This is a genomic window from Streptomyces sp. NPDC043870, from assembly GCF_056435785.1.
The window spans coordinates 1-23320 of the sequence record NZ_JBWKDT010000031.1 but is presented as its reverse complement, the minus strand read 5'-3'; the positions used below and the strand labels follow the sequence as shown (position 1 = coordinate 23320).

22 protein-coding genes are annotated in these 23320 nt (G+C 71.6%); 12 read left to right on the top strand and 10 right to left on the bottom strand.

Going from position 1 to position 23320, the window contains the following annotated elements:
- Nucleotides 1-5: 5 nt before the first annotated feature.
- The 3 genes from AC0699_RS29395 to AC0699_RS29385 are packed head-to-tail and all read right to left on the bottom strand — an operon-like array spanning nt 6 to nt 3791.
- The gene (locus AC0699_RS29395; protein ID WP_478666175.1) at nt 6-2378 is read right to left on the bottom strand and encodes an aerobic carbon-monoxide dehydrogenase large subunit; all 2373 of its coding nucleotides are present in this window, start codon (nt 2376-2378) and stop codon (nt 6-8) included.
- Nucleotides 2375-2917: a (2Fe-2S)-binding protein gene (locus AC0699_RS29390; RefSeq protein ID WP_478666171.1), complete on the bottom strand. Its 543-nt coding sequence runs from the start codon at nt 2915-2917 to the stop codon at nt 2375-2377. Before AC0699_RS29390 ends, AC0699_RS29395 begins: the two co-directional genes overlap by 4 nt.
- Nucleotide 2918: 1 nt before the next feature.
- Complete coding sequence (locus AC0699_RS29385; RefSeq protein ID WP_478666169.1) at nt 2919-3791, bottom strand: FAD binding domain-containing protein; 873 nt, start codon at nt 3789-3791, stop codon at nt 2919-2921.
- Between the two features lie 114 nt (nt 3792-3905).
- Here AC0699_RS29385 and AC0699_RS29380 point away from each other — a divergent pair, with 114 nt between their 5' ends.
- Nucleotides 3906-4862 carry a LysR family transcriptional regulator gene (locus tag AC0699_RS29380; protein WP_478666166.1) on the top strand — a complete coding sequence of 319 codons (957 nt, stop codon included), beginning with the start codon at nt 3906-3908 and terminating at the stop codon, nt 4860-4862.
- A gap of 91 nt (nt 4863-4953) precedes the next feature.
- On the opposite strand, the gene AC0699_RS29375 is transcribed toward AC0699_RS29380, so the two are convergent.
- From AC0699_RS29375 to AC0699_RS29365, 3 genes are all read right to left on the bottom strand, one after another.
- Complete coding sequence (locus AC0699_RS29375; protein WP_478666163.1) at nt 4954-5850, bottom strand: substrate-binding domain-containing protein; 897 nt, start codon at nt 5848-5850, stop codon at nt 4954-4956.
- A gap of 136 nt (nt 5851-5986) precedes the next feature.
- Entirely contained in the window at nt 5987-7510 is a 1524-nt protein-coding gene (locus AC0699_RS29370) for an amino acid permease (RefSeq protein WP_478666158.1), read from the bottom strand.
- Between the two features lie 101 nt (nt 7511-7611).
- A complete protein-coding gene (locus AC0699_RS29365) occupies nt 7612-8607 on the bottom strand; it encodes a hypothetical protein (protein ID WP_478666156.1) in 996 nt (331 codons plus the stop codon).
- Between the two features lie 449 nt (nt 8608-9056).
- Between AC0699_RS29365 and AC0699_RS29360 the strand changes: the two genes are divergently transcribed.
- From AC0699_RS29360 to AC0699_RS29350, 3 genes are read left to right on the top strand one after another with little or no spacing between them, the layout of a single operon-like run.
- Nucleotides 9057-10670 (top strand): FGGY family carbohydrate kinase, encoded by a 1614-nt coding sequence (locus AC0699_RS29360; protein ID WP_478666153.1) that lies wholly within the window; start codon nt 9057-9059, stop codon nt 10668-10670.
- The gene (locus AC0699_RS29355) at nt 10661-12058 is read left to right on the top strand and encodes an FAD-dependent oxidoreductase (RefSeq protein ID WP_478666151.1); all 1398 of its coding nucleotides are present in this window, start codon (nt 10661-10663) and stop codon (nt 12056-12058) included. Before AC0699_RS29360 ends, AC0699_RS29355 begins: the two co-directional genes overlap by 10 nt.
- Nucleotides 12055-13269 carry an NAD(P)/FAD-dependent oxidoreductase gene (locus AC0699_RS29350; RefSeq protein WP_478666149.1) on the top strand — a complete coding sequence of 405 codons (1215 nt, stop codon included), beginning with the start codon at nt 12055-12057 and terminating at the stop codon, nt 13267-13269. Before AC0699_RS29355 ends, AC0699_RS29350 begins: the two co-directional genes overlap by 4 nt.
- Before the next feature lie 131 nt (nt 13270-13400).
- Here AC0699_RS29350 and AC0699_RS29345 read toward each other — a convergent pair whose 3' ends face one another.
- On the bottom strand, nt 13401-14792 hold the full coding sequence (locus tag AC0699_RS29345) for an NADP-dependent succinic semialdehyde dehydrogenase (protein WP_478666145.1): 1392 nt from the start codon (nt 14790-14792) through the stop codon (nt 13401-13403).
- A 188-nt stretch (nt 14793-14980) separates the two neighbouring features.
- Between AC0699_RS29345 and AC0699_RS29340 the strand changes: the two genes are divergently transcribed.
- The 8 genes from AC0699_RS29340 to AC0699_RS29305 all read left to right on the top strand — a co-directional run bounded on the left by AC0699_RS29340 (nt 14981) and on the right by AC0699_RS29305 (nt 19984).
- A complete protein-coding gene (locus AC0699_RS29340; RefSeq protein WP_478666143.1) occupies nt 14981-15733 on the top strand; it encodes a hypothetical protein in 753 nt (250 codons plus the stop codon).
- An 81-nt stretch (nt 15734-15814) separates the two neighbouring features.
- Complete coding sequence (locus tag AC0699_RS29335) at nt 15815-16300, top strand: NUDIX hydrolase (protein ID WP_478666140.1); 486 nt, start codon at nt 15815-15817, stop codon at nt 16298-16300.
- 33 nt (nt 16301-16333) lie between these two features.
- Complete coding sequence (locus AC0699_RS29330; RefSeq protein WP_478666137.1) at nt 16334-17020, top strand: glycoside hydrolase family 75 protein; 687 nt, start codon at nt 16334-16336, stop codon at nt 17018-17020.
- A 57-nt stretch (nt 17021-17077) separates the two neighbouring features.
- Nucleotides 17078-17446 (top strand): VOC family protein, encoded by a 369-nt coding sequence (locus tag AC0699_RS29325; protein WP_478666135.1) that lies wholly within the window; start codon nt 17078-17080, stop codon nt 17444-17446.
- A 20-nt stretch (nt 17447-17466) separates the two neighbouring features.
- Nucleotides 17467-18513: a PHP domain-containing protein gene (locus tag AC0699_RS29320; RefSeq protein ID WP_478666133.1), complete on the top strand. Its 1047-nt coding sequence runs from the start codon at nt 17467-17469 to the stop codon at nt 18511-18513.
- Between the two features lie 109 nt (nt 18514-18622).
- Nucleotides 18623-19009: a hypothetical protein gene (locus AC0699_RS29315; RefSeq protein ID WP_478666131.1), complete on the top strand. Its 387-nt coding sequence runs from the start codon at nt 18623-18625 to the stop codon at nt 19007-19009.
- 118 nt (nt 19010-19127) lie between these two features.
- Nucleotides 19128-19463: an ArsR/SmtB family transcription factor gene (locus AC0699_RS29310; protein ID WP_469769791.1), complete on the top strand. Its 336-nt coding sequence runs from the start codon at nt 19128-19130 to the stop codon at nt 19461-19463.
- Nucleotides 19460-19984: an SRPBCC family protein gene (locus AC0699_RS29305; RefSeq protein WP_478666125.1), complete on the top strand. Its 525-nt coding sequence runs from the start codon at nt 19460-19462 to the stop codon at nt 19982-19984. The genes AC0699_RS29310 and AC0699_RS29305 overlap by 4 nt, the downstream gene beginning before the upstream one ends.
- A gap of 80 nt (nt 19985-20064) precedes the next feature.
- Here the strand turns inward: AC0699_RS29305 and AC0699_RS29300 are convergent, their stop codons facing one another.
- The 3 genes from AC0699_RS29300 to AC0699_RS29290 all read right to left on the bottom strand — a co-directional run bounded on the left by AC0699_RS29300 (nt 20065) and on the right by AC0699_RS29290 (nt 23163).
- Entirely contained in the window at nt 20065-20511 is a 447-nt protein-coding gene (locus AC0699_RS29300; RefSeq protein ID WP_469769793.1) for an SRPBCC family protein, read from the bottom strand.
- Between the two features lie 160 nt (nt 20512-20671).
- Entirely contained in the window at nt 20672-21877 is a 1206-nt protein-coding gene (locus AC0699_RS29295; RefSeq protein WP_478666329.1) for a cytochrome P450 family protein, read from the bottom strand.
- Between the two features lie 26 nt (nt 21878-21903).
- Nucleotides 21904-23163, bottom strand: a complete 1260-nt coding sequence (locus AC0699_RS29290; protein WP_478666120.1) for a cytochrome P450 — start codon at nt 23161-23163, stop codon at nt 21904-21906.
- Nucleotides 23164-23320 lie beyond the last annotated feature (157 nt).

Sequence of the window (23320 nt, the reverse complement as noted above, 5' to 3'; positions counted from 1 at the left end):
CGGCCTCAGGTGATCGCCAGGTCGCTGCGCAGCGGCCGGCCCTGGGCGGCCCGCCAGACCGCGGCGGGGGTCAGGGGCATGTCGATATGGCGTACGCCGAGCGGTTTCAGTGCGTCGACCACGGCGTTGACCACTGCGGCAGGCGAGCCCACGGTGGCCGACTCGCCGACACCCTTCGCGCCGATCGGGTGGTGGGGGGAGGGGGTGACGGTCTCGCCCAGCTCCCAGGACGGACACTCGACCGAGGTCGGCAGGAGGTAGTCCATGAAGGACCCGCCGAGGCAGTTGCCGTCCTCGTCGAAGGCGATGACCTGCATGAGCGCCATGCCGAGGCCGTCGGCGAGCCCGCCGTGCACCTGCCCCTCGACGATCATGGGGTTGATCCTGTTGCCGCAGTCGTCCACGGCGACGAACCGGCGGACTTTGACCTGACCGGTGCCCGCGTCCACGTCGGCGACACAGATGTAGGCGCCGAAGGGGAAGGTGAGGTTCGGCGGGTTGTAGACGCAGGTCGCGTCCAGGTGGCCCTCGACGCCCTCCGGCAGTTCGAGGTTGGAGTGCGCCGCGAGGGCGATCTCGGCCATGGTCTTGCCCTGGTCGGGGTCACCGGTGACGAACCAGCGGCCCTTCTCCCATTCCAGGTCGTCCGGGCTCACTTCGAGCATCGCGGAGGCGACGATCTTCGCGCGCTCGCGCACCTTGCGGGCGACCATCGCGGTCGCCGCCCCGGACACGGGTGTGGAGCGGGATCCGTAGGTGCCGAGCCCGAACGGGGTCTGGTCGGTGTCGCCGTGCACCACCTCGACGTCCTCGGGCGGGATGCCGAGTTCCTCGGCGACGATCTGCGCGAAGGTCGTCTCGTGGCCCTGGCCCTGGGTCTGTACGGAGATCCGCAGGACGGCCTTGCCGGTCGGGTGGACGCGCAGTTCGGCGCCGTCGGCCATGCCCAGCCCGAGGATGTCCATGTGCTTGCGGGGGCCGGCGCCGACGGCCTCGGTGAAGAAGCTGACCCCGATGCCCATCAGCTCGCCGCGCTCGCGCTTCTCGGCCTGCTCCCGGCGCAGGTCCTCGTAGTGCGCCATGTCCATCGCGAGCCGCAGGGTCCGCGGGTAGTCGCCGGAGTCGTACTCCCACCCGGTCTGTGTCCGGTACGGGAACTGTTCGGGTCGCAGCAGGTTGCGCATCCGCAGCTCTGCCGGGTCCGCGCCGAGCTCGGCCGCGAGCAGGTCGACCATCCGCTCGACCAGGTACACGGCCTCGGTGACGCGGAACGAGCAGGCGTAGGCGACACCGCCGGGCGCCTTGTTGGTGTAGACGCCGGTCACGGTGCAGTGGGCGGCGGCCAGGTCGTACGAGCCGGTGAACACGCCGAAGAAGCCGGCCGGGAACTGCGTCGGCTGCGCGGTGGCGTTGAAGGCGCCGTGGTCGGCGGTCACATGGACGCGCAGGGCCTGGATCTTCCCGTCCTTCGTCGCCGCGATCTCGCCGTGCATGTGGTAGTCGCGGGCGAAGGAGGTGCTCATCAGGTTCTCCGAGCGGTCCTCCACCCACTTGACAGGCTTGCCGGTGACGATCGAGCCGACGACCGCGCACACGTAGCCGGGGTAGATGCCGACCTTGTTGCCGAAGCCGCCGCCGATGTCGGGCGAGATGATCCGGATCTTGTGCTCCGGGATGCCGGCCACCATCGCGTAGAGGGTGCGGTGGGCGTGCGGGGCCTGGGTGGTGGACCACACCGTCAGCTTCCCGGTGATGGCGTCCATGTCCGCGACGGTGCCGCAGGTCTCCAGCGGCGCCGGGTGCACCCGTGGGTAGAGCATGTCCTGCTCCACCACGACGTCGGCGGCCGCGAAGACCTCGTCGGTGCGCTCCTTGTCGCCCGCCGACCAGTCGAAGACGTGGTTGTCGGTCTGCTGTTCCTTGTCGTCGCGGATCACCGGTGCGTCCGGGTCGAGCGCCCTGCGGGCATCGACGACCGGCGGCAGCGGTTCGTACTCCACGTCGATCAGCTCGAGGGCGTCACGGGCCGCGTATCGGTCCTCGGCGACGACGAAGGCGACCTCCTGGCCCTGGAAGCGGACCTTGTCGGTGGCGAGCACGGCCTGGGTGTCGTACGAGATCGTGGGCATCCAGGCCAGCCCGAGACCGGCCAGGGTCTGCCCGGTGATCACGGCCTTGACCTTCGGGTGCGCCTCGGCGGCGCTGGTGTCGAAGGACACGATCCGGGCGTGCGCGAGCGGGCTGCGCAGGACGGCTCCGTACAGCATCCCCGGCAGCCGGACGTCGTCGACGTAGGTTCCGTGGCCGCGGACGAACCGCGCGTCCTCCTTGCGGGGCATCCGGCCGAAGCCGACCGGCCGTTCCCCGGTGGTCGTCATGTCCGCACCTCCTCGCGGCCGGGCGCCTGTTCCGTGCCGGCGTCGGCGGTCCGCGCCCCGTGCTCGGCGGTCCGCGCCCCGCCGCCGTGCTCGACGGCCCAGCGGATGGAGCGCACGATGTTCTCGTAGCCGGTGCAGCGGCACACCTGTCCGGAGATGGCTTCGCGGATGTCCTCCTCGGACGGATCGGCGTTGTGGTCCAGCAGCCAGCGTGCCGTCATCATCATCCCCGGCGTGCAGAAACCGCACTGCAGCCCGTGGCAGGCGACGAATCCCTGCTGCACCGGGTCGAGTTCACCGTCGCGCGCCAGACCCTCGACGGTCGACACCTCATGGCCGTCGGCCATCACGGCGAGCACGGTGCAGGACTTCACCGGCGTGCCGTCCAGCCATACGGTGCACACCCCGCAGTTGGAGGTGTCGCAGCCCCAGTGGGTGCCGGTGAGCCCCAGGTCGTCGCGCAGGAAGTGCACCAGCAGCAGCCTGGGCTCCACGTCCCTCGTGTGCTGCTCGCCGTTCACTGTCACGGTGATCCGCATGTCATGCCTCCTGCCCCTGGGCGCGGGCGGCGGCGGCACGCAGCGCCCGCGTGGTGAGCTCCCCGGCCAGATGCCGCTTGTAGTCGGCGGGGCCGCGCTGGTCGGCTGCCGGCCGGCACTCCTCCGAGGCGATCCGGCCCGCCTCGGCGAAGCCCTCGTCGTCCGGCCGTCCGCCGCGCAGGAAGTCCTCGGCCCGCTCGGCCACGAACCGCCGGGCACCCACCGCGGTCAGCCCGATGCCGGCCTCACCGATCACCCCGCCGGAGATCTCCAGCACCGCTCCTGCCGCGACGACCGCCCAGTCACCGGCCCGGCGCTCGACCTTGCGGTAGGCGCTGGCGTGCGAACGGATGGGTACCCGGATCTCCACCAGAAGCTCCGCGTCGTCCAGCGCGGTCTCGTACGGGCCGAGGAAGAACTCCCTGATCGCGATGGAGCGTCTGCCTCCGGGGCCCTGGGCGACAAGGGTTGCGCGCAGCGCCGAGAACGCGGCGGACAGGTCCTCCGACGGATCGGCCTGGCACAGCGAGCCGCCCACCGTGCCGCGGTTGCGCACGAGGGGATCGGCGATGACCCGTTCCGCGTCCCGCAGGATGGGGAAGTGCTCGCCGACGACCGGCGAGGCCAGCAGCTCCGCGTGGCGGACCATCGCCCCGACGGCCAGTTCGTGCCCGTCCACCCGGATCAGCGCCAGCTCGTCGAGGCCGTTGATGTCGATCAGTGCCTCGGGCTGGGCCAGCCTCAGCTTCATCATCGGCAGCAGGCTGTGGCCGCCCGCCACCACCCGGGCCTCGGGGCCGTACTGGGTGAGCAGCTCGATCGCGTGATCGAGGCTGGTCGCCCTCTCGTACTGGAACGCGGCTGGAACCTGCATCGGGCCTCCCGGGACGCTGTCCCCGCCCTGCCGCGATGCTGCGCTCGCCGGCACCAGCCGTGCAAGGGGATATTAAGCATTCACTTATCTCTGCAAATGCAGGAAAATCAGATAGTGACCGTGAAACAGCTCAGCACCTTCGTGCTGGTTGCCCGGCTCGGTTCGGTGGCGGCTGCGGCGCGGACCCTGAGCGTGAGCGAGTCCGCCGTGTCGCAGGCGATCGGCGCGCTGCGCACCCACTTCGGCGATCCGCTCATCCGGCGCACCAGCGGCGGTGGAATGCGACTGACGCCCGCGGGGGCGCGGCTCCTGCCGGTCGCGTCGCGCATGGTCGCGCTGAGCGCGGATGCCGAGGCCGCCGTACGCGCGGCGCGGGGTGCTCCCGACGAACTGCGCGTCGTCGCCACGAGCACGCTGGCCGAGTTCGTACTTCCGTCGCTCATGGAGGCCTTCGCCGTCCGTGCGGGGCGCAGGACCGAGGCCTCCTTCGGAGTGGCCGTCGGCAACGAGATGCGCGTGCTGGTGGAGAACCGGCTGGCCGATGTCGCGCTCGGGCCGGATCTCGGTGCCGTCCGCGGGGGCGAACTCGTCAGCGAGCCGCTGTTCCGCACCCGGCTGGTCGTGGTGACCGGCGCCAGGGCGCCGCGGCCTCCCGGTCCGCCATCGCAGTGGTCGTGGCTGGTCGACTCCTCCGGCACCGATCCGGAGGCGGACTCCGGGCGGCTGCTGCGTCGGCTGGACGTGCCCGAACGGCACGTGTGGGTGTTCCCGAACCAGGCCGCGACCTGGGCTGCCGCCGCCGAGGGCGCGGGTGTGGCTCCGGCCTTGGACCATCTGGTGTCGCCCCGCATCCGGCGCGACGAGCTGCGCATGCTGGACACTTCGGCCACACCGTCGGACGCCACGTGGCACGCCACCGTCCTGCAGCCCGAGCACCGCTCCCCGGCCACCGACGCGTTCCTTCACTTCCTGCACACCCCCGCGGCGACCCGCATCATGCGCGCGCCCGGCGCGGGCGTCCCGCCCTCCCAGTTCCGGCCCCCGGTGTACGTCACGCTCTGGGGCGGGTGAGACGCGGCAGACGTGACGGACAGCGGGCCTCCCGGTGGGTGGCGGGAACGCCCCATGGGCACGCCGTCGGGCGAACCCCGGGGCCGAGCCCCTAGGTCCGGTCCGCCGCGGCTTCGAGCGCGGCGGCGACCTCGTCGAAGAACCGGGCGTGAGCGCCGTCGCTGCTCGGCGCTTCCGGGTTCCAGGGGACGACGCGGGCCCCTGACGCGGCGGCCCGCCATGCCGCGTTGTCGCGCAGGGCATCGAGCGGGAAGGCGTTGGAGCGTACGTCGACGAGGAGGACCCGGGCGGAGAGTCCGGCGACGTCGGACCAGTCGGCGGTGAACCAGTTGGTGCTCGGCCCGCCTTCCGGGGCCGCCAGATCGAGGCCGAACCCGGTCAGTTCCCGCAGGTCCGGCCAGGACGACGGCTTGGCCAGATACGCGCTGTCGGCGGACGCGGGCGAGAGCGCCAGCAGCGTCGCCCGGGCGGCGGATCCGCGGGCCAGTGTCCGCAGGCGCTGCTCGGCGCGGGCGAGGGCGACAGCGCCCGAGGTGTCCTGGCCGGCGCCGAGGGCCCGGGCCAGTGCGGTGAAGCGGGCCCGTACGTCAGCGAGGGACTGGCCCTGGCCCACGTCGAGCACCACCAGCGGAACCCGCTCCTCGACATGCTTGGCGGCTTCGGGATCGAGGCCGTACACCTGCGCGCCGCCGTAGGTGACGGCGACGACGAGATCGGGCGCGCCGCCCAGCAGCACGTCGGCATCGAGGGCGGCACCGGAGCCGAGGTACTCGATGCCGTCCATGCCGTCGAGCGGCAGGGATCCCGCCTTGACGGGGTCCGGCCCGTCCCCGTCGTGGTTCGATCCGAAGAGCCCCGCGGGACGTATCCCGTGCTCCCAGAGGGTCGCTCCGGCCTGAATGTAGGTGACGACCCTCGCCGGCCGCCGGTCCGCCGTCGCCAAGTGGCCGCGGTCGTCGAGGAATTGCCAGTCCGTCTGCCGCTCCATGATCGGTGTGCTCCCGCCGTCGCCTGCTGGGGGGTGGCTGCGCTGTCTTCCTGCCCACTGCCCACGGTGCGCACGCAACGAACGGCGGGCCCGGGCACGCGCGTCACCGCGCCGCCCGAGCCCGCCGCGGGACCGGTCAGACGATTCCCTCGGCGATCTCCGCCTGCTCGCGCGCGTTTCCGTACGCGGACGGTGTGCCGTACGAGCGGCGGGCGACGAACCACCAGACGGTGGCCAGGAGCAGGACGACGGCCAGCGCGATCGAGGCGTAGTTCATGGAGTTCACGGTGACCGGCGAGGACTGCGGAAGACAGAAGAGCACGGTGACGACGGCGACCCAGCTCACCGCGGTCCAGCCGATCGGCCTGCTCCAGCGGCCGAGTTGCCAGGGGCCCGGCTGGAAGCGGTTCCCGGCACGCAGCCGCAGATAGATGGGGATCGCGTAGGCCGGCGTGATCCCGATGACGTTGATGGCGGTGACCGCTCCGTACGCGGTCACGGAGTACAGGGACGGCAGGGCCAGCAGACAGGCCACGCCGACGGAGAGCCAGACCGCCGGGACGGGGGTCTGCGTCCGGCTGCTGACCTTCCGCCACAGCGCCGAGCCCGGCAGCGCGTTGTCCCGGCTGAAGGCGAACACCATACGGCTGGCGGCCGCCACCTCGGCGTTGCCGCAGAACAGCTGGGCGACGATCACGACGAGCAGCAGCGTCGAGGCTCCTGCCGAGCCGAGCGCGTCGAGCAGGATCTGGGCGGGCGGCACATTCGTTTCCGTGCCCTGGGTGCCCGCGTAGTCCTGGATCGCGAAGGTCAGTCCGGCGAGCAGGACGAATCCGGCGATCCAGGAGACCCAGATGGCGCGGACGATGCCGCGGGCGGCCGACACGGAGGCGTTGGAGGTCTCCTCCGACAGATGGGCGGAGGCATCGTAGCCGGAGAACGTGTACTGGGCGAGCAGCAGGCCGATCGCCGCCACGTAGAACGGATTGGCCCAGCCGGTGTCGTTGACGAACTCGGTGAAGACGAAGGACGGCGACTGGTGGTGGTCGGGCACGATCGCCAGGGCACCGACGATCACGGCGACACCGGCCAGATGCCACCAGACGCTGACCGAGTTGAGGACGCTGACGAGGCGGACGCCGAACAGGTTGAGTACGGCGTGCAGCAGCAGGATGCAGATGAAGATGGCGAACGTCGATCCGGGGGTCGGGTCGAAGCCCCACTGGAGATTGAGGAACGCGCCGGTGAACAGGGCGGCGCCGTAGTCGATTCCGGCGATCGCGCCCAGCAGTCCGAGAAGATTGAGCCAGCCGGTGTACCAGCCCCAGCGGCGGCCGCCGAGCCGGTCGGCCATGTAGTAGAGGGCTCCGGAGGTGGGGTAGGCACTGGTGACCTCGGCGAGGGCCAGCCCCACGCAGAGGACGAAGAGTCCGACGCCCGCCCAGCCCCACATCATCACGGCCGGGCCGCCGGTGTTCAGCCCGAAGCCGTAGAGGGTCATGCAGCCGGACAGGACGGATATGACGGAGAAGCTGATGGCGAAGTTGCCGAAGCCTCCCATCCGGCGGGCGAGGACCGGCTGGTAGCCGAGCTCACGCAGCCGCTGCTCCTCATCCCTGGGCGGCGCCTGGTCCTCGACGGACCACGCTGTACGGGACATGGAAGGACCTCCGGGGGAAGTGAGTTGATGGTTCGGGGGAACGGGGGAACGGGGGAACGGGGGAATGGAGGGAACGGGGGGGACGGGTGTGAACGGGCGGGTCAGTCGCCGGGGACGTCACGGGCGGCGGCGAGACAGCGGCCACGGGCGCGCACGTACAGCTCCTCGGTGAGCGCCTGGTCGTGCTGATCCGGGGTGCGGTACGCCCAGGGCAGTGGGGTGTAGTACGGCCCCAGCGCCTCGAAGACCCGGCCGGCCTCCTCGAAGTGCAGTGCTCCCCACAGGGCGTGGGCGAGATGGCTGAGGTCGAGGAGCGAGCTGGTGGCGGGCACGGCGTGGTCGAACCAGCCGTGCATGGCGCGTACGGAGTCCCGGATGGCGTCTTCCGCGACCCAGTGCAGGTCCAGTGCCCGGCGGTGGCCCTGTTCCCTGCGGTAGCGCTCGACCCGGGCGTAGAGCGGCAGCACGTGCAGCGGTGAGCCCGGCGGCGCCGCGGAGGCCGCCCACTGCACGAAGTTCACGGCCTCCGACAGGGCGCCCGCCCGTCGTACGTACAGGAACTGCAGCATCCGGTGGTACGCCTCACGGTTGCCGGGGTCGCGCTTGTCCGCCTCGGCCAGCAGCCCCCAGGGGCCGGGCGGCAGCATCGGACCGGGCGGCGGGACCCGGTGCTCCGCCATGCGCTGCTGGTCGTCGAGCTGGGCGAGGGCCAGCAGGCACACCCATGGGACGGGGTCGTCGGGCGCGACGCGGGCCGTGTCCGCGCACGCGTCCCAGGCCTCGTGCCAGAGGTCCCGGGTGTGGCGGTGCCCGTCACGGTGTGCGCGGACGGTCCGCTCGACGGCGACCCGGGTCTGCATCACGGCCGCGGGGATGCTCTGCGGCTCCTCCGCCCGCCAGGCGTTGACGACGTCGGAGCCGGCCGCGACGGCGGCGAGGACCTGGGTCCGCTGCGTCCACAGCGACCGGTTGGCCGTCCCGGTGAGGAGGTCCCGCATCGACACCCATCGTCCGGTGCGCACGTCCTGCACGGCCGCGCGCAGCGCGTTGTCATGGCCGGCGGGGTGGTAGACGGGGCGGAAATGGTCATGGGCCATCAGCCCTCCCCGGCACGGGTGGTGACGTCCATGGCGAAGCTGCGTACCGTGCGTAACCAGGAACGGACGTTGGTCGTCATGGGTCCTCCAGGACGGTGGGGCAAAGGCGGGCGTTACTCGCCGCAAGTGCGTCCTGCTGTTGGTCGACGATCAGTGTAGGGGCGGTCGCGCTCTGTTGGACATGTTTGCGGATCTTGCACAACTATTCGCTCTGTACGTGAAATTGACCATGTGTCAGGCCTGCTCGACGCACGGCTTGCGGGCCTTGACGGGGCGCACGGGCTGGGTCAGGCTTGCCGTCGGTGATCACCGCGCGACTCCCCGCGACTCCCCGCGACTCCCCGCGACTCCCCGCGACTCCCCGCGACTCCCGCGGCTTCGCGCCTCACGTGACCTCACGTGACCGGATCACCGGCCGAAGAGACCGGGACATAGCGAAGAGACAGGACATGCTGGCCGCCGATTCCCGCCCCACCGCCCCTGTGCTCGCCGTCGACCAGGGCACGTCGGGGACGAAGGCGCTCGTCATCTGCCCCGAGCGGGGCGTGATCGGGGCCGGCTGGGCAGCGGTGCGCCCCCGCTACGGTGCGGGAGGGACCGTCGAGGTCGACCCGGCCGAGCTGTTGACGTCGGTCGTCGACGCGGGCGGTCGAGCGCTCGCCGAGGCCGGGGAGCCGGTCGCGGCGGTGGGGCTGGCCAATCAGGGTGAGACCGTGCTGGCCTGGGACCCGGACACCGGTGCGCCACTGACCGACGCGATCGTGTGGCAGGACCGGCGGGCGGAGTCCGTGTGCGCCGGGCTCGCACCGGAAGAGGCCGAGGAGCTGCGCCACCTCACGGGGCTGCCGCTCGATCCGTATTTCGCGGCACCGAAGATGGCCTGGATCCGCCGGGAGCTGACGCGCGAAGGCACGGTGACCACCAGCGACGTATGGCTGACAAGGCAGTTGACCCGTGAGTTCGTCACGGATGCGGCGACCGCGGGACGCACCCAGCTGCTGGATCTCGACCGGGTCGAGTGGTCGCCACGAGCGCTGGAGATCTTCGGGCTGTCCGGGGAGCGGCTGCCGCGCGTCGTGGACGCGGCGGGGCCCGTCGGGACCACGACCGCCTTCGGGCCCGGACTGCCCCTGACGGGACTGCTCGTCGACCAGCAGGCCGCCCTGCTCGCCCAGCGGGTCACCGAGCCGGGCACCGCCAAGTGCACCTACGGCACGGGCGCGTTCCTGCTGGCGCAGACCGGCGCGACGCCCAGACGCGGAAGTTCGGGGCTGGTCAGCTGTGTGGCGTGGCGGCTGGCCGGACGTACCAGCTACTGCCTCGACGGGCAGGTGTACACGGCCGCGTCCGCGGTCCGCTGGCTGACCGACCTCGGTGTGATCTCCGGTGCGGCAGACCTCGACCCGGTCGGCTCGTCCGTGCCGGACAGCGGTGGTGTCACGTTCGTACCGGCGCTGGCGGGTCTGGCGGCACCGTGGTGGCGGGGCGATCTGCGCGGATCGCTGACGGGTCTCGGCCTCGACACCACGGCCGGGCATCTGGTGCGCGCGCTGTGCGAGGGGATCGCCGCGCAGGTCGTGGCCCTCGCCGACGCCGTCGCCACGGATCTGGGTGCTCCGCTGTCCTCGCTGCGCGTGGACGGCGGGCTGACCCGGTCCGCGCTGCTGATGCAGACGCAGGCGGATCTGCTGCAACGACCGGTCGAGGTCTCGGCGTTGCCCGATGCCACGGCCCTGGGAGTGGGCACGGTCGCACGCCTGGGCCTGGACCCCGGACTCACCGTCGAAGCGGCGGTGCCAGCGTGGAAACCGGCAGCGGTGTACGAGCCCCGCATCCCGGCCGGGCAGGCGGAGGAGCGGCTTGCGGCGTTCCGCGCGGCGGTGGACGCCCTCACCGACCAGGCTTCACCGGGCGCGTGCCGTGAGCGAGGGGCACGCGGCCGCCGGTCCGCGGATGACATCGACGGCCGCACCTCTGCGCCGCGTGGCCGGAGAAGGGGGCACCTCCCAGGCGGCAGCTCCGGGGGAGAGTCCGGGGGAGAACAGGACGAATCGTGTCCGTGACGAGCGCCGGGCCGGTGGACGACGGCGTGCTCGATGTCGTGGTCGTCGGAGCCGGTGTCGTCGGGGCGGCCATCGCCCGTGAGCTGGCCCGCTACCGGCTGCGGACCGCCCTCGTCGAGGCGTCGGGCGATGTCGGCGAGGGAACGTCGAAGGCCAACACGGCAATTCTGCACACGGGATTCGACGCGGTCCCGGGCTCGCTGGAGTCCGGTCTCGTACGGGACGGCAGCCGGCGGCTCGCCGCGTACGCGCGGGAGTCCGGCATCCCCGTGGAGCCGCTCGGCGCGCTCCTCGTCGCCTGGGACGAGGAGCAGCTCGCCGCCCTGCCGGGCCTCGCCGACAAGGCGGAACGCAACGGCTGCCGCGACGCCCGGATCATCGGCGCAGCCGAAGTGCGCGCCCGTGAGCCGCATCTGGGCCCGGGAGCGCTCGGCGCGCTCGACGTCCCGGGCGAGAGCATCATCTGCCCGTGGACGACGACACTGGCCTACGCGACCCAGGCCGTGCGCTCGGGAGTCGCCCTGCATCTGAACTGCCGCGTGGACGCCGTCACCGCCACCGACGGCCATCATCTCGTCAGCACGAGCCGGGGAACGGTGCGCGCCCGCCATCTGGTGAACGCCGCGGGCCTGTACGCGGACGAGATCGACCGGCTGCTGGGCCACGGGACGTTCACGGTCACCCCGCGGCGCGGCCAGCTGATCGTCTTCGACAAGTTCGCCCGCGGTCTGGTCCGCCACATTCTGCTCCCGGTCCCGACGGCACTGGGCAAGGGTGTGCTGGTGGCGCCGACCGTGTACGGGAACGTGATGCTGGGACCCACCGCCGAGGACCTGGACGACAAGACCGCGACGGGATCGACGGCCGAAGGGCTCGCGCTGCTGCGGGAGAAGGGCCGCCGGATCGTGCCGGAACTGCTGGACGAGGAGGTCACCGCGGTCTACGCGGGACTGCGTGCCGCGACCGGCCAGGAGGACTACCGCATCACCGGCCGACCGGAGCAGCGGTATGTCACGGTCGGCGGAATCCGCTCGACCGGGCTGACGGCGTCCATGGCCGTCGCGGCGCATGTGGTGGAGCTGCTCGCCGACGCGGGGCTCGCTCTCGGCACGCCGGACGCGCTCACGCCCGTGCGTATGCCGAACATCGGGGAGGCGTTCCCCCGGCCGTACCGGAGCACCGGACTGATCGCCGCAGATCCGGAGTACGGGGCGATCGTGTGCCCGTGCGAGCGGGTGACGCGCGGGGAGATCAGGGACGCCCTGACCAGTGACATTCCGCCGTCCTCACTGGACGGATTGCGGCGGCGCACGCGGGCCCGCGGTGGCCGCTGCCAGGGCTTCTACTGCGGGGCCGCGGTGCGCGAGCTGTTCGAGGCCGCGCGGTGAGCGGGCGCAGGGCCGACGTGCTGGTCGTCGGGGCGGGTCCGGCCGGTCTCGCCGTGGCCGGCGCGCTGGCCGCGGCCGGGGCGGGACTGATCGAGGTCGTCGACCGGGAGCAGCAGGCGGGCGGGGTGCCGCGCCACTGTCACCACGGCGGCTTCGGGCTGCGGGATCTGCGACAGCCGATGACCGGTCCGGCGTATGCCCGGCACTGGACGGATGCGGCGGAACGGGCCGGGGCGCGGGTGCGTACGGGTGTCACGGTCACGGGGTGGTCGGGTCCGCTCGCCCTGGAGGCTACGAGCCCGGCCGGTCCGGCGGAGCTGCCGGCCCGGGCGGTCGTGCTGGCCACCGGCGCGCGCGAACGGCCGCGCAGCGCCCGGCTGGTGCCGGGTGACCGGCCCGCAGGGGTGTACACGACGGGTGAGCTTCAGCAGGCCGTGCATCTGTACGGGCAGTCGGTCGGAGAGCGCGCGGTGATCGTCGGTGCGGGGCCCGTGGCCCGCGCGGCCGTCGCCACGCTGCGGCGCGCCGGCGCCGAGCCCGTCGCCCTGGTGACCGAGGGGCCGGGGCGGCCGCGTCCGGAACTGGGGCGTCCCGTGCCGCAGTTCACCGGCACGGTCGTGACCGGACTGATCGGGCGGGGACGGCTCAAGGGCGTGGGGCTGCGCCGCCACGACGGCCGCACCACGGTCGTCGCGTGCGACACGGTCGTCTTCACCGGCGACTGGATTCCCGACCACGAGCTGGCCAGGAGCGCCGGGATCGCGCTCGACGCGGGCACCCGTGGCCCGGCCGTCGACTCCACGTTCCGTACCGTCCGTCCGGGCGTCTTCGCCGTGGGGAACGTCCTGCACGGGATCGAACGGGCCGGTACCGCGGCGCTCGAGGGCCGCCGCGCGGCCGCACACGTACGGCGCTTCCTCGCAGACGGGCGCTGGCCGGACGCCCGAGTGCCGGTGGTCGTGGACGCCCCGCTGCGCTGGGCGGCGCCGAACCTCATCGGTCCCGGCGACGCGGGCGCACGGCTCCTGCTGCGTGCCTCGGAGCGGCTGGTCCGTCCGGTGGTGACGGTCGGCCAGGACGGGCGGCTGCTGCACCGTGGCCGTCTGCTGCGTACGGCGGATCCGGAGCGCTCGATGGCGGTTCCGGCGCACTGGGCGGACCGGGTGGACGGCGGGGGAGGTCCGGTGCGGATCGGCCTCGGCCGGCACTGATCCGGCCCTGTACCGAATCCTCAACCGGCCCGGCACTCAGCGCCCTTGACCAGTCTCTTGATCACGAGTTCGCACCCCGGCGGTACGCCCGGCCGGCTGCTGGGCCCGGCGCCGGGCCGTCCGGCTCGGGCTCAGGGCGCGCTCCAGACGGTGGTGGTGTTGCAGAACTCCTTGATGCCGTGCCCGGACAGTTCGCGCCCGTAGCCGGATCGCTTGACGCCGCCGAACGGCATCGCCGGATGCGAGGCCGTCATGCCGTTGAAGAAGACACCGCCTGCTTCGAGGTCGCGTACGAACCGGTCCACCTCGGCGTCGTCGCGCGTCCAGACGTTCGAACTTAGCCCGAAGGGACTGTCGTTGGCGAGGGAGACCGCCTCGTCGAGGTCCGCCACGCGGTAGACGGTCGCCACCGGTCCGAAGGTCTCCTCGCGGTGGATGCGCATCTCCTCGGTGATCCCGGTGAGGACGGTCGGGAGGTAGAACCAGCCGTGCGGCTGGTCCCCCGGCCGGCCCGCCCCGCACAGCGCGTGCGCGCCGAGCCGTACGGCGTCGTCGACCAGCTCCTCCAGGTCGGCGCGTCCCTTCTCGGTGGCGAGCGGGCCGACCTCGGTGGACTCCTCCAGCGGGTCACCGACGGTGAGTGCCTCCATCCGGACGGCGAACCGCTCGGTGAAGGCGTCGTAGACGTCCTCGTGGACGATGAAGCGTTTGGCCGCGATGCATGACTGCCCGTTGTTCTGCACGCGCGCGGTGACCGCGGTGCGCGCGGCCTTGTCGACGTCCGCCGACGGCATGACGACGTACGGGTCGCTGCCGCCCAGCTCCAGGACGGTCTTCTTCACCTCGTCCCCGGCGATCGACGCGACCGACCGGCCGGCGGGCTCACTGCCGGTGAGCGTCGCGGCGGCGACCCGGGGGTCGCGCAGGACGCTCTCGACCGCGCCCGAGCCGATCAGCAGGGTCTGGAAGCAGCCGTCGGGGAAGCCCGCCCTGTGGAAGAGATCACCCAGGTAGAGGGCGGTCTGCGGGACGTTCGACGCGTGCTTGAGCAACCCCGTGTTGCCCGCCATCAGGGCAGGTGCCGCGAACCGTACGACCTGCCACAGCGGGAAGTTCCACGGCATCACGGCGAGGATCACGCCCAGCGGGCGGTAGTGGACCCGGGCGCTGGCGGCGCCCGAGTCCTTCACATCGGAGTCCGCGGGATACTCGTCGGCGAGCAGTGCCTCGGCGTGGTCGGCGTACCAGCGCATCGCCTTCACGCACTTGGCCGCCTCTGCCCGGGCCGCCGCGAGGGGTTTGCCCATCTCGGTGGTCATGGTGCGGGCGATGTCGTCCTGGTCCTCCTCCAGCAGCGCGGCTGCCCGCTTGAGCAGCCGGGAGCGTTCGCCGAATCCGGTGGTGCGGTACGTACGGAACGCCTCGTCGGCAGCGGCCAGGCGGCTCTCGATCGCCTCGGGTCCGAGTGCTTCGAAGGTCTTGAGCGTCTCGCCGGTCGCGGGGTTCACCGTGGCGATGGGCATGGCTGTGTCCTCCTTCGGCCGCGCATCTACGACCCTGCCGCGCCCCGGGCGGCGGCGCAACGCGGCGGCCCCGGGCACCGGATGCCGGATCCCGGGCGATTCACCCGAACGGGCAGGTGGTGACCGTGCGACGTACGCTCGTGAGGTACGGACCGCACGCCTTGGGCAGGTCCCTCCAGGGAGGCGACGTGACCGGTCATCGGTGCAGTGGACAGGTGCCGGCCTGTCTGGCGGCCCTCGTCGCGGCGGCGCTCGCGGTCGGCGGCACCGCGTACGCCGACGACGACATCGAGTCGCTCTCGGCCCGGCAGATCGCCGACAAAGCCAGGTCCGCGCTTCTGGACGCCTCGTCGGTGCACATCATGAGCGAGGGCGACCTCCGTGAGCCGGGCTCGCCGAGCAAGCTGGATCTCACGCTGGACCGCGAAGGGAACTGCGCGGGTTCGGTGAGCATGGGCACCGAGGGGTCCGTAAAGATCATCAAGCGCGGAGAGGCCGTGTGGCTCAAGCCGGACGCGGCGTTCTGGAAGAGCCAGGTGCCCGGCGTCGGCGAGACGGCCGAAGAGCTGTTCGGGGACAAGTATCTGCACGGCACCACGGACGACGGCCTGCTGAAGGACCTCACCGACGTGTGCGACCTCGACGAGTTCCTGGACACGCTCGCCGGCGCCCCGGACAGCGGGGGCGCGTTCACCAAGGGCAAGAAGACGAGGATCGACGGAACTGACGTCATCCCCGTGACGGGACAGCGCGCGGGCAGGACGATCACGATGTACGTGGCGACCGAAGGCACGCCCTACCCGGTACGGCTGAACGTGACCAGCGCAGGGGCGGCCAAGGCAAGCGTCGATTTCTCCGACTACGACAAGCCGGTGCCCACCGCGACTCCGCCGGCCGCTGACACGGTCGACCTGGACACCCTGATGGAGCAGCTGAGCTGATCCGGAAACCGTTTCGCACGCCCTTCACGGAGGGCCGCGGTTGTCTGGCGGCACCGGACGCCGGACAGCAGACTCGACGGCATGTCGGGCAAACGAAGCGCAGGTCTCCTGCTCTTCCGGGTCGCGGATCCGGGCGTCGAGGTGCTGATCGGTCACATGGGCGGCCCGTACTGGGCCGCCAAGGACGAGGGCGCCTGGTCGATTCCCAAAGGCGAGTACGGCCCCGAGGAGGAGCCGGAAGCCGCCGCAGGCCGGGAGTTCGAGGAGGAACTCGGCCTGCCGGCGCCCGACGGAGACCGGGTGTCGCTGGGCGAGAACCGCCAGACGGGCGGCAAGACCGTGTCGATCTGGGCGGTCGAGGGTGACCTCGACCCGGACGGCGTGGTGCCCGGCACTTTCACCATGGAGTGGCCGCCCCGGTCCGGCGTGCTGAGCGAGTTCCCGGAGATCGACAGGGTGGGGTGGTTTCCCCTGGAACGGGCGGCGCGGCTGCTCGTCCCGGGGCAGCGGATCTTCCTGGACAGGCTCGGCCACTACATACGCGACCACATACGCGACGGCCGCTGACAGCGGCCGCGCCCGAACCGAAGGACATCCCCCGTGCCCCAACGTTCCAAGGCGGTCGCCGCCGCCTGCGCGGCGGTGTTCGCCGCCACCGCTCTCCCCGCCTCAGCCTCAGCCTCCGCCCGTTCGTACTACGAGGGTTCGGTCAGTGCGGCCGCACTCCTTGCCGAGGTCAGGAAGTGCAACCGAATATCGGACGGCAGGTTCCGAATAGACACGGACGAGCCCGCGAACGTCCCGGTGTGCGGCACGAGCGATGCCGTGTACTGGAAGGCGGACATGGACATCGACTGCGACGGCTGGCCCACGGACGCGTGCAACAGCGACACGGACATGTACTTCCAGGACTCGACGGCCGTCGTCGACTCCGCGGGGGACCCGCTCAGCTCCGAATTCATCCCGTTCATCGTCGTCCCGGCGCCCAGCTCACGCTGGGACTACAGCGACTCCGGCATTCGGCCCGGCAGCGTCGCCGCCGTCGTCTACCGCAACAGGGTGGTGTACGCGGTCGTGGGGGACGTCGGCCCCGAGGAGATCATCGGCGAGGCCTCGTGGGCCGTGGCCGACGCCCTGGGCATCGATCCCGACCCACTGACCGGCGGCGTCAATTCCGGTGTCACGTACATACTGTTCCGCGATTCGAAGGTCTCCCCCATCGAGTCCCACCGGGCAGCGGTCAGGTTGGGTGATGAGCTCGCGCGGAGGTTCGTCGGTCGCCGGTGAACGTGCGCGGGAGGACCATGAGAGAGCCGGGCCGCAACCAGGAGGAAGGGAAGGGCCATGCTGGGAGAGAGCAGAGCATTCAGCGGCTTCTCGGTCGACGACATCGAGAAGGCGAAGCAGTTCTACGGCGGTACGCTCGGCCTTCGCGTCTCCGAGCAGAACGGGCTGCTCACTCTGCACCTCGCCGGGGACACGAACGTGCTGGCGTACCCGAAGGGCGATCACAGGCCCGCAGCCTTCACCATTCTCAACTTCCCCGTGGACGACATCGACGAGACCGTCGACGAACTGGTCGCACGCGGGGTGACGTTCGAGCGCTATGAGGGCTTCGCCCAGGACGAGAAGGGGATCCACCGCGGCGAGGGCCCGGACATCGCCTGGTTCAAGGACCCGGCGGGAAACATCCTGTCCGTGCTCAAGGAGTAGCGCGAAGACGGCACCCGGCCATGAAACCGGAGGAGGCACTGGACCGGATCGCGTTCCTGCTGGAGCGGTCCGGGGCTCCGACGTACCGGGTGCGGGCCTTCCGTACGGCGTCGGCAGCTGTCACCGCACTGGGTGAGCGCGAGGTCGGTGAGCGCGCCGCGGCCGGATCCCTGGAGGCGGTGCGGGGTCTCGGGCCGAAGACCGCGCAGGTGGTGCGGGAAGCTCTGGCCGGGGAGATGCCCGCGTATCTGCGCCGGCTGGAGGAGGAGTCGGGCGCGCAGCCCGTCCAGGGCAATGCCGGGACGCGGCTGCGCGCGGCGCTGCGCGGCGACTGCCATCTGCACTCGGACTGGTCGGACGGCGGCAGCCCGATCGAGGCGATGGGCAGGGCCGCGGCTGAGCTCGGCCATGAGTGGGCCGTACTCACCGATCACTCGCCCAGGCTGACGGTCGCGCGCGGGCTGTCGGCGGAGCGGCTGCGCGAGCAGCTGGACCTCGTGGCGGAACTGAACCGGACCTGGGCGCCGTTCCGGCTGCTCACCGGTATCGAGTGCGACATCCTGCAGGACGGCTCGCTCGACCAGGAACCGGAGCTGCTCGACCGGCTGGACCTGGTGGTGGCCTCCGTCCACTCCAAACTCCGCATGGAGGCGCGGCCGATGACCCGGCGCATGGTCGCCGCGGTCCGTAATCCGCTGGTGGACGTGCTGGGGCACTGCACCGGGCGGCTGCTGACGGGCCGTGACGGGGGACGGGGCCGTCCGGAGTCGGAGTTCGACGCGGAGCAGGTGTTCGCGGCGTGTGCGGAGTACGGGACGGCCGTGGAGATCAACAGCCGTCCGGAGCGACTGGATCCGCCGCGCCGGCTGCTGCGGCGGGCGGTCGACGCGGGGACGCTGTTCGCGATCGACACCGACGCGCATGCTCCGGGGCAGCTGGACTGGCAGATCAACGGATGTGTGCGGGCGGAGGAGTGCGGGGTGCCTCAGGCCCGGGTGATCAACACGTGGGGTGCGGACGAGCTGCTGCACTGGACCCGGACCGGTGAGCAGCCGCAGGGGCACTGACGGGCGTCCGGAGGGCCGGCCCCCGGAAGATGCTCTGCCCGTGCTGTGCGGGGCGCGAGGTGGGACCTTGGAGAGGGAAACCCCAGCGCGAGAGAGGACGGGGATCACCGTGACCGCGACGGACAAGCACGGCGAGGAAGTATCGGTGCAGCTCAGCGGTGCACCGGAGGACGCGGACGCCGTCTTCGGCGCGCTGCTCGCGGCGTACCCCTGCGACCGGGACGCCGAGGAGCACCCGCACAAGCTGGGCCGGGGCGGCCACCCCACGATCTGGATGGCCACCTATGACGTGTCGCCCGCCGACACCGCCGGACCGGTGGCCGCAACGGCGCTCCACGCGCCCGTGGCGGCGGAGCTGTCCGGCTCGTATCCGGCGGTGGACCGGATGGCCAAGGCGCTCACCTCGGGCTTCGCGGTCGAGGTGGAGCACGCGGTGTCGGGAGACGGGGAGAAGCAGCTGCGACTGCTGCTGGACTCGCCGACCAAGAGCGCCTGACCGGGCGGGGACGGCATGAGGCAGTACGGCGGCCCGACCGGGTAGGCGCGGGCTGACATCAGCGCCAGGGAACTTACATGCCTTGACAGGCATATAACCCATGGCGCATATTCGATGGATGACAGACGCCATCTGGTCGGCCCTGGTGGACCCGCACCGGCGGGCCGTGCTCGATCTGCTGCGTGAGCGCGACCGCGCGGTCAGCGAGCTGGTCGAGGTGCTCGGTCAGTCCCAGCCGAATGTGTCCAAGCATCTGCGGGTGCTGCGGGAGGCCGGGCTCGTCCGGGTGAGGAAGCAGGCGCAGCAGCGTATCTACGCGATCGAGCCGGGCCCGATCGCGGAGCTCGACGCATGGCTCGCGCCGTACCGGCGGCTGTGGAACCAGAGTCTTGACGCACTGGGCCGCTATCTCGACGACGGCGGCAGCGGTGACCGCACAGAGGAGCCATCATGAACCGCGGAACCTTCATCGACTTCGAGGGCCGCCCGGCCGTCCAGTTCCAGCGCTCGTATCCGCATGCGGTCGAACGGGTCTGGGCCGCCGTCTCCGAGCCGGAGGGACTCGCCCACTGGTTCCCGTCGACGGTCCGGCTGGAGCCGCACGCCGGCGGGAAGATCGAGTTCTCCGACGACCCCAACCTGCCCCCGACGACAGGAACGGTGCTGGCGTTCGACGCGCCGCGCCGCCTCGCCTTCACCTGGGGCGGCGACGAGATCCATCTGGAACTGGCGGCGGAGGGCGAAGGCTGCCGGCTGACGCTGACGAACGTGCTGGAGGCGCGGAACACCGCGGCCCGCAACGCCGCGGGCTGGAGCGTCTGCCTCACCGAACTGGACAGGCACCTCGCCGGAGCCCGTGCCGAAGGCCCGCACAGCGAGTCCGCCGAGCCGTGGCAGCCGTACTACGACGCCTACGTCGCCGAGGGCATGCCCTCGGGAGCCGAGATCCCGGGCGCGCCGCAGCAGGACGCCTGAGCGGCGCGGCGGCGCGCCTGTGCGCCTAGGGTCTGTCCGGTGGATCTTGCTGAGCTCCAGCCTGATCCACCGGACAGACCCTAGGACGCTTCGACAGCGGCCTTGATGCGCCGGCCGAAGGCGTCCGCGTCCTTACGGGCCGCGCTCAGCGCGAATCCCACCAGCAGCTTGCCCAGGCCGTGCCCCTCCAGAGTGTTGAACACCCTCAGCCGGGTACGGCCGGCATCGACAGGCTCCAGGTCGTAGCCGCCTTCCGGGACGGTCACGATGTTCTTGGACAGCTCCGTCCAGCGGATCCTGCGAGACGGCTCGAACTCACTGATCCGGAACTCACGGCCGGTCGTCATCCCGGCGTCCTTGACCCTGCTGCGGTAGACGGTGCCGACGGCCGTCGGGCCGTCGGTGGTCTTCCTCATCTCCAGCACTCGGGGACTGAACTTCGGATCGTTCTCGCCGTCGGCGAGAAAGGCGAAGACCTCCTCGACAGGCCGGTCGATCACGACCGTCGCTTCGAACTTTCCTGCCATGCCGGCTCCCTGTTCCTCGTTCGCACTGCACACTGCGCACTGCGCTGCGCACTGCGCTCTTCGCACTTTGATCTTCGCTCACGCCGAAGCTCTCAGGTATGTCCTACAGCCTGCGGCGGACCGTCGGGATCCGGGCGGTCGGCCTGGTCCGTACGGGTGACTACGGAACCGGCCGCACCGGCAGCTCCTGCACGCTGTTGCCCACAAAGCTGGCGTGGCGCGGCAGTTCCGGCTCCGTGACGGCCAGGTCCAGGTCGGGGAAGCGGGTGAACAACTGCTCCAGGGCGATGGTCGCCTCCATCCGGGCCAGCGGCGCGCCGAGGCAGTAGTGCGGTCCGTGGCCGAGGGAGAGATGCCGCGAGGCCGCGTCCCGGGTCACGTCGAAGCGGTCCGCGTCGGGGCCGTGAGCGGCCTTGTCGCGTCCGGCGGCCGAGTATCCGGCCAGCACGGGCGTCCCCTTGGGGATCACGGTGCCGTCGAGAGTGAGATCCCGCGTCGGGTAGCGGAACGGGAAGTAGCTGACCGGGCTGTCCCAGCGCAGGGTCTCCTCGACCACATCCGCCCAGCTCGCCTCGGCCGACCGGACCAGGGCGAGCTGGTCGCGGTGAGCGCACAGCGCACGGACGGCGTTGGTGATCAGGTTCAGCGTGGTCTCGTGCCCGGCGATGATCATCAGCAGCAGGGTGCCGATCAGCTCGTACTGGCTGAGCCGGTCGCCGTCCTCCTCGCGGGCAGCGATGAGCGCGCTGGTGAGATCGTCGCCGGGCTCCTTCATCCGGGCGGCGGCGACCGTGCTCAGCACCTCCACCAGCTCCTTGTTGGCGGCCATCGCCTCCTGGGGGCCGATGTCGGTCGCGACGACCTGGTTGGACAGATGGTGCAGCCGGTCCTGGTACTCGGCGTCCACGCCGAGCAGTTCGCAGATCACACCCATGGGCAGCGGCATCGCGAAGTGGCGGCGCAGATCGGCGGTGCCGCCGCCCTCGGCCGCCGCCCGGCCGAGGCCGTCCAGCAGCTCGGCGGTCACCGTCTCGATGCGCGGCCGAAGCTCTTCCACACGGCGCGCGGTGAACGCCTTGCTCACCAGGGACCGCAGCCGCCGGTGGTCGGCGCCGTCGGCCGTCGTCATGCCCTGCACGGTCGCGAAGGTCTTCAGCGGCCAGCCGTCGGCTATCCCGCCCTCGCGCAGCGCGGTGAAGTGCTCGGCTCCCTTGGCCACATCGGGGTGGGCGAGGAACTCCTTGAGCGCGTCGTGCCCGAGCACGGCCATGCCCGCCACATCACCGGGAAGCACGACCGGAGCCACGGCGCCCCGGGCGAGCAGCCGTGCGTTGTCCGCGTGCGGGCAGCCGCCGGCCGGGTCCATCCGGTGCGCGTCCGAGGGTGAGGTGTTCAACGAGGCTCTCCTGTCTGTGGCGCGGTGTGCGGTGAGTGCACTGACTGCCGTACGTGCGGTGCTTGCGGTGCTTGCGACGGCTTCGGCGTTCGTGGGGCGAGGGGCAGCTGAGGGTCGGTGAACCGGACCGGGAGCGCGGCAAGACCCTTGCTCCAGGGAGAGGAGATCCAGGCCAGTTCCGACTCCGCGACGGCCAGCTCCAGATCGGGCAGCCGGTGCCGGATGGTGTCCACCGCGGTACGGGTGATCAGCCGGGCCGGGTCCTGCGCCGGGCACGTGTGCGGTCCCGCCCCGAAGGCAAGATGGGAGCGGTTGCCGACGACCGGGCTGCCGTCGGGCGGCAGCACCGCGGGGTCGGCGTTGGCCGCGGCCAGTCCGAGGACCAGCATGTCGCCGGCCCTGATGTCCTGGCCGCCGAAGCTCAGATCCCGTGTCGCGTACCGGGCGGGGAAGTTCTGCGTCGGCGGGAAGCGCCACAGCACCAGGTCGAGCGCGTCGTCGACGCTGAGATGACCGCCCGTCAGCGAGGACCGGAACGCGGGGTCGCAGAGCAGGATGCGCAGGGTCGTGGCGATCCAGTTCACGGTGGTCTGATTGCCCGCGACGAACATCACCACCAGGTTGTGCAGCACCTCCTCGTCGGTGAGACGTGCCGGGTGGTGCAGCAGCGCCGAGGTGACGTCGTTGCCGGGCCTGCGCCGCTTCTCCTCGATCAGCGCGAGCAGGATCGCGCCCATCCGCTTGCTCGCGTTGGCCGAGTCCGCGTTGGCGACGGCCAATCCGGCGATGGCCTGGACGAGCTGCTGCCCTGTCCGGTCGTCCAGGCCGAGCAGCCCGGTGATGACCTGCATGGGGAGCTTGCGCGCGTAGTGCGGTACGAGGTCCGCCTCACGGCGTTCGGCGAAAGAGGCGATCAGCTGCTCGGCCGCGGCCCGGACACTGCGGCGCAGCTCGTGTCCGTTGATCCCGGCGAGGGCGTCCGAGACGGCGGCCCGCATCCGGCGGTGCTGCTGGCCGTCGGCGAACAGCAGCGCGGGCCGCCAGCCGACGAGCGGCAGGATCGGCGAGTCCGCGGGCACCCGGCCCTCGCGCAGCAGGCTCCAGTGACGCGGATCGTGTGAGAAGTCCTGCTCCTCGCGGGTGAGCCGGAGCAGCTCGCGGTGGCCGAGGACCAGCCAGGCCTCGATGCCGGGCGCAACGGTGACGGGGGCCACCGGGCCGTATCTGCCGCGGAGTTCCTCGTACAGGGCGGGCATCGCGTCGCCGTCGAGATGGGGCCCGTACAGCGCGGTGGCGGCCGGGGGGGGGGGGGGGGGGGGGGGGGGGGGGGGGGCGGGGGGGGGGGGGGGGGGGGGGGGGGGACCCCGAGCCCCATCCCCCCCACCCCCCCCCCCACACCCCCAAAGACACGAA

What these genes read in the sequence shown, in the direction of transcription:
- AC0699_RS29300 (WP_469769793.1), bottom strand. Translation starts at nt 20,511, where the DNA reads ATGGCAGGAAAGTTCGAAGCGACGGTCGTGATCGACCGGCCTGTCGAG.
- AC0699_RS29395 (WP_478666175.1), bottom strand. Translation starts at nt 2,378, where the DNA reads ATGACGACCACCGGGGAACGGCCGGTCGGCTTCGGCCGGATGCCCCGC.
- AC0699_RS29390 (WP_478666171.1), bottom strand. Translation starts at nt 2,917, where the DNA reads ATGCGGATCACCGTGACAGTGAACGGCGAGCAGCACACGAGGGACGTG.
- AC0699_RS29375 (WP_478666163.1), bottom strand. Translation starts at nt 5,850, where the DNA reads ATGGAGCGGCAGACGGACTGGCAATTCCTCGACGACCGCGGCCACTTG.
- AC0699_RS29335 (WP_478666140.1), top strand. Translation starts at nt 15,815, where the DNA reads ATGTCGGGCAAACGAAGCGCAGGTCTCCTGCTCTTCCGGGTCGCGGAT.
- AC0699_RS29365 (WP_478666156.1), bottom strand. Translation starts at nt 8,607, where the DNA reads ATGGCCCATGACCATTTCCGCCCCGTCTACCACCCCGCCGGCCATGAC.
- AC0699_RS29310 (WP_469769791.1), top strand. Translation starts at nt 19,128, where the DNA reads ATGACAGACGCCATCTGGTCGGCCCTGGTGGACCCGCACCGGCGGGCC.
- AC0699_RS29345 (WP_478666145.1), bottom strand. Translation starts at nt 14,792, where the DNA reads ATGCCCATCGCCACGGTGAACCCCGCGACCGGCGAGACGCTCAAGACC.
- AC0699_RS29320 (WP_478666133.1), top strand. Translation starts at nt 17,467, where the DNA reads ATGAAACCGGAGGAGGCACTGGACCGGATCGCGTTCCTGCTGGAGCGG.
- AC0699_RS29290 (WP_478666120.1), bottom strand. Translation starts at nt 23,163, where the DNA reads ATGCCCGCCCTGTACGAGGAACTCCGCGGCAGATACGGCCCGGTGGCC.
- AC0699_RS29295 (WP_478666329.1), bottom strand. Translation starts at nt 21,877, where the DNA reads ATGGACCCGGCCGGCGGCTGCCCGCACGCGGACAACGCACGGCTGCTC.
- AC0699_RS29385 (WP_478666169.1), bottom strand. Translation starts at nt 3,791, where the DNA reads ATGCAGGTTCCAGCCGCGTTCCAGTACGAGAGGGCGACCAGCCTCGAT.
- AC0699_RS29325 (WP_478666135.1), top strand. Translation starts at nt 17,078, where the DNA reads ATGCTGGGAGAGAGCAGAGCATTCAGCGGCTTCTCGGTCGACGACATC.
- AC0699_RS29305 (WP_478666125.1), top strand. Translation starts at nt 19,460, where the DNA reads ATGAACCGCGGAACCTTCATCGACTTCGAGGGCCGCCCGGCCGTCCAG.
- AC0699_RS29360 (WP_478666153.1), top strand. Translation starts at nt 9,057, where the DNA reads ATGCTGGCCGCCGATTCCCGCCCCACCGCCCCTGTGCTCGCCGTCGAC.
- AC0699_RS29370 (WP_478666158.1), bottom strand. Translation starts at nt 7,510, where the DNA reads ATGTCCCGTACAGCGTGGTCCGTCGAGGACCAGGCGCCGCCCAGGGAT.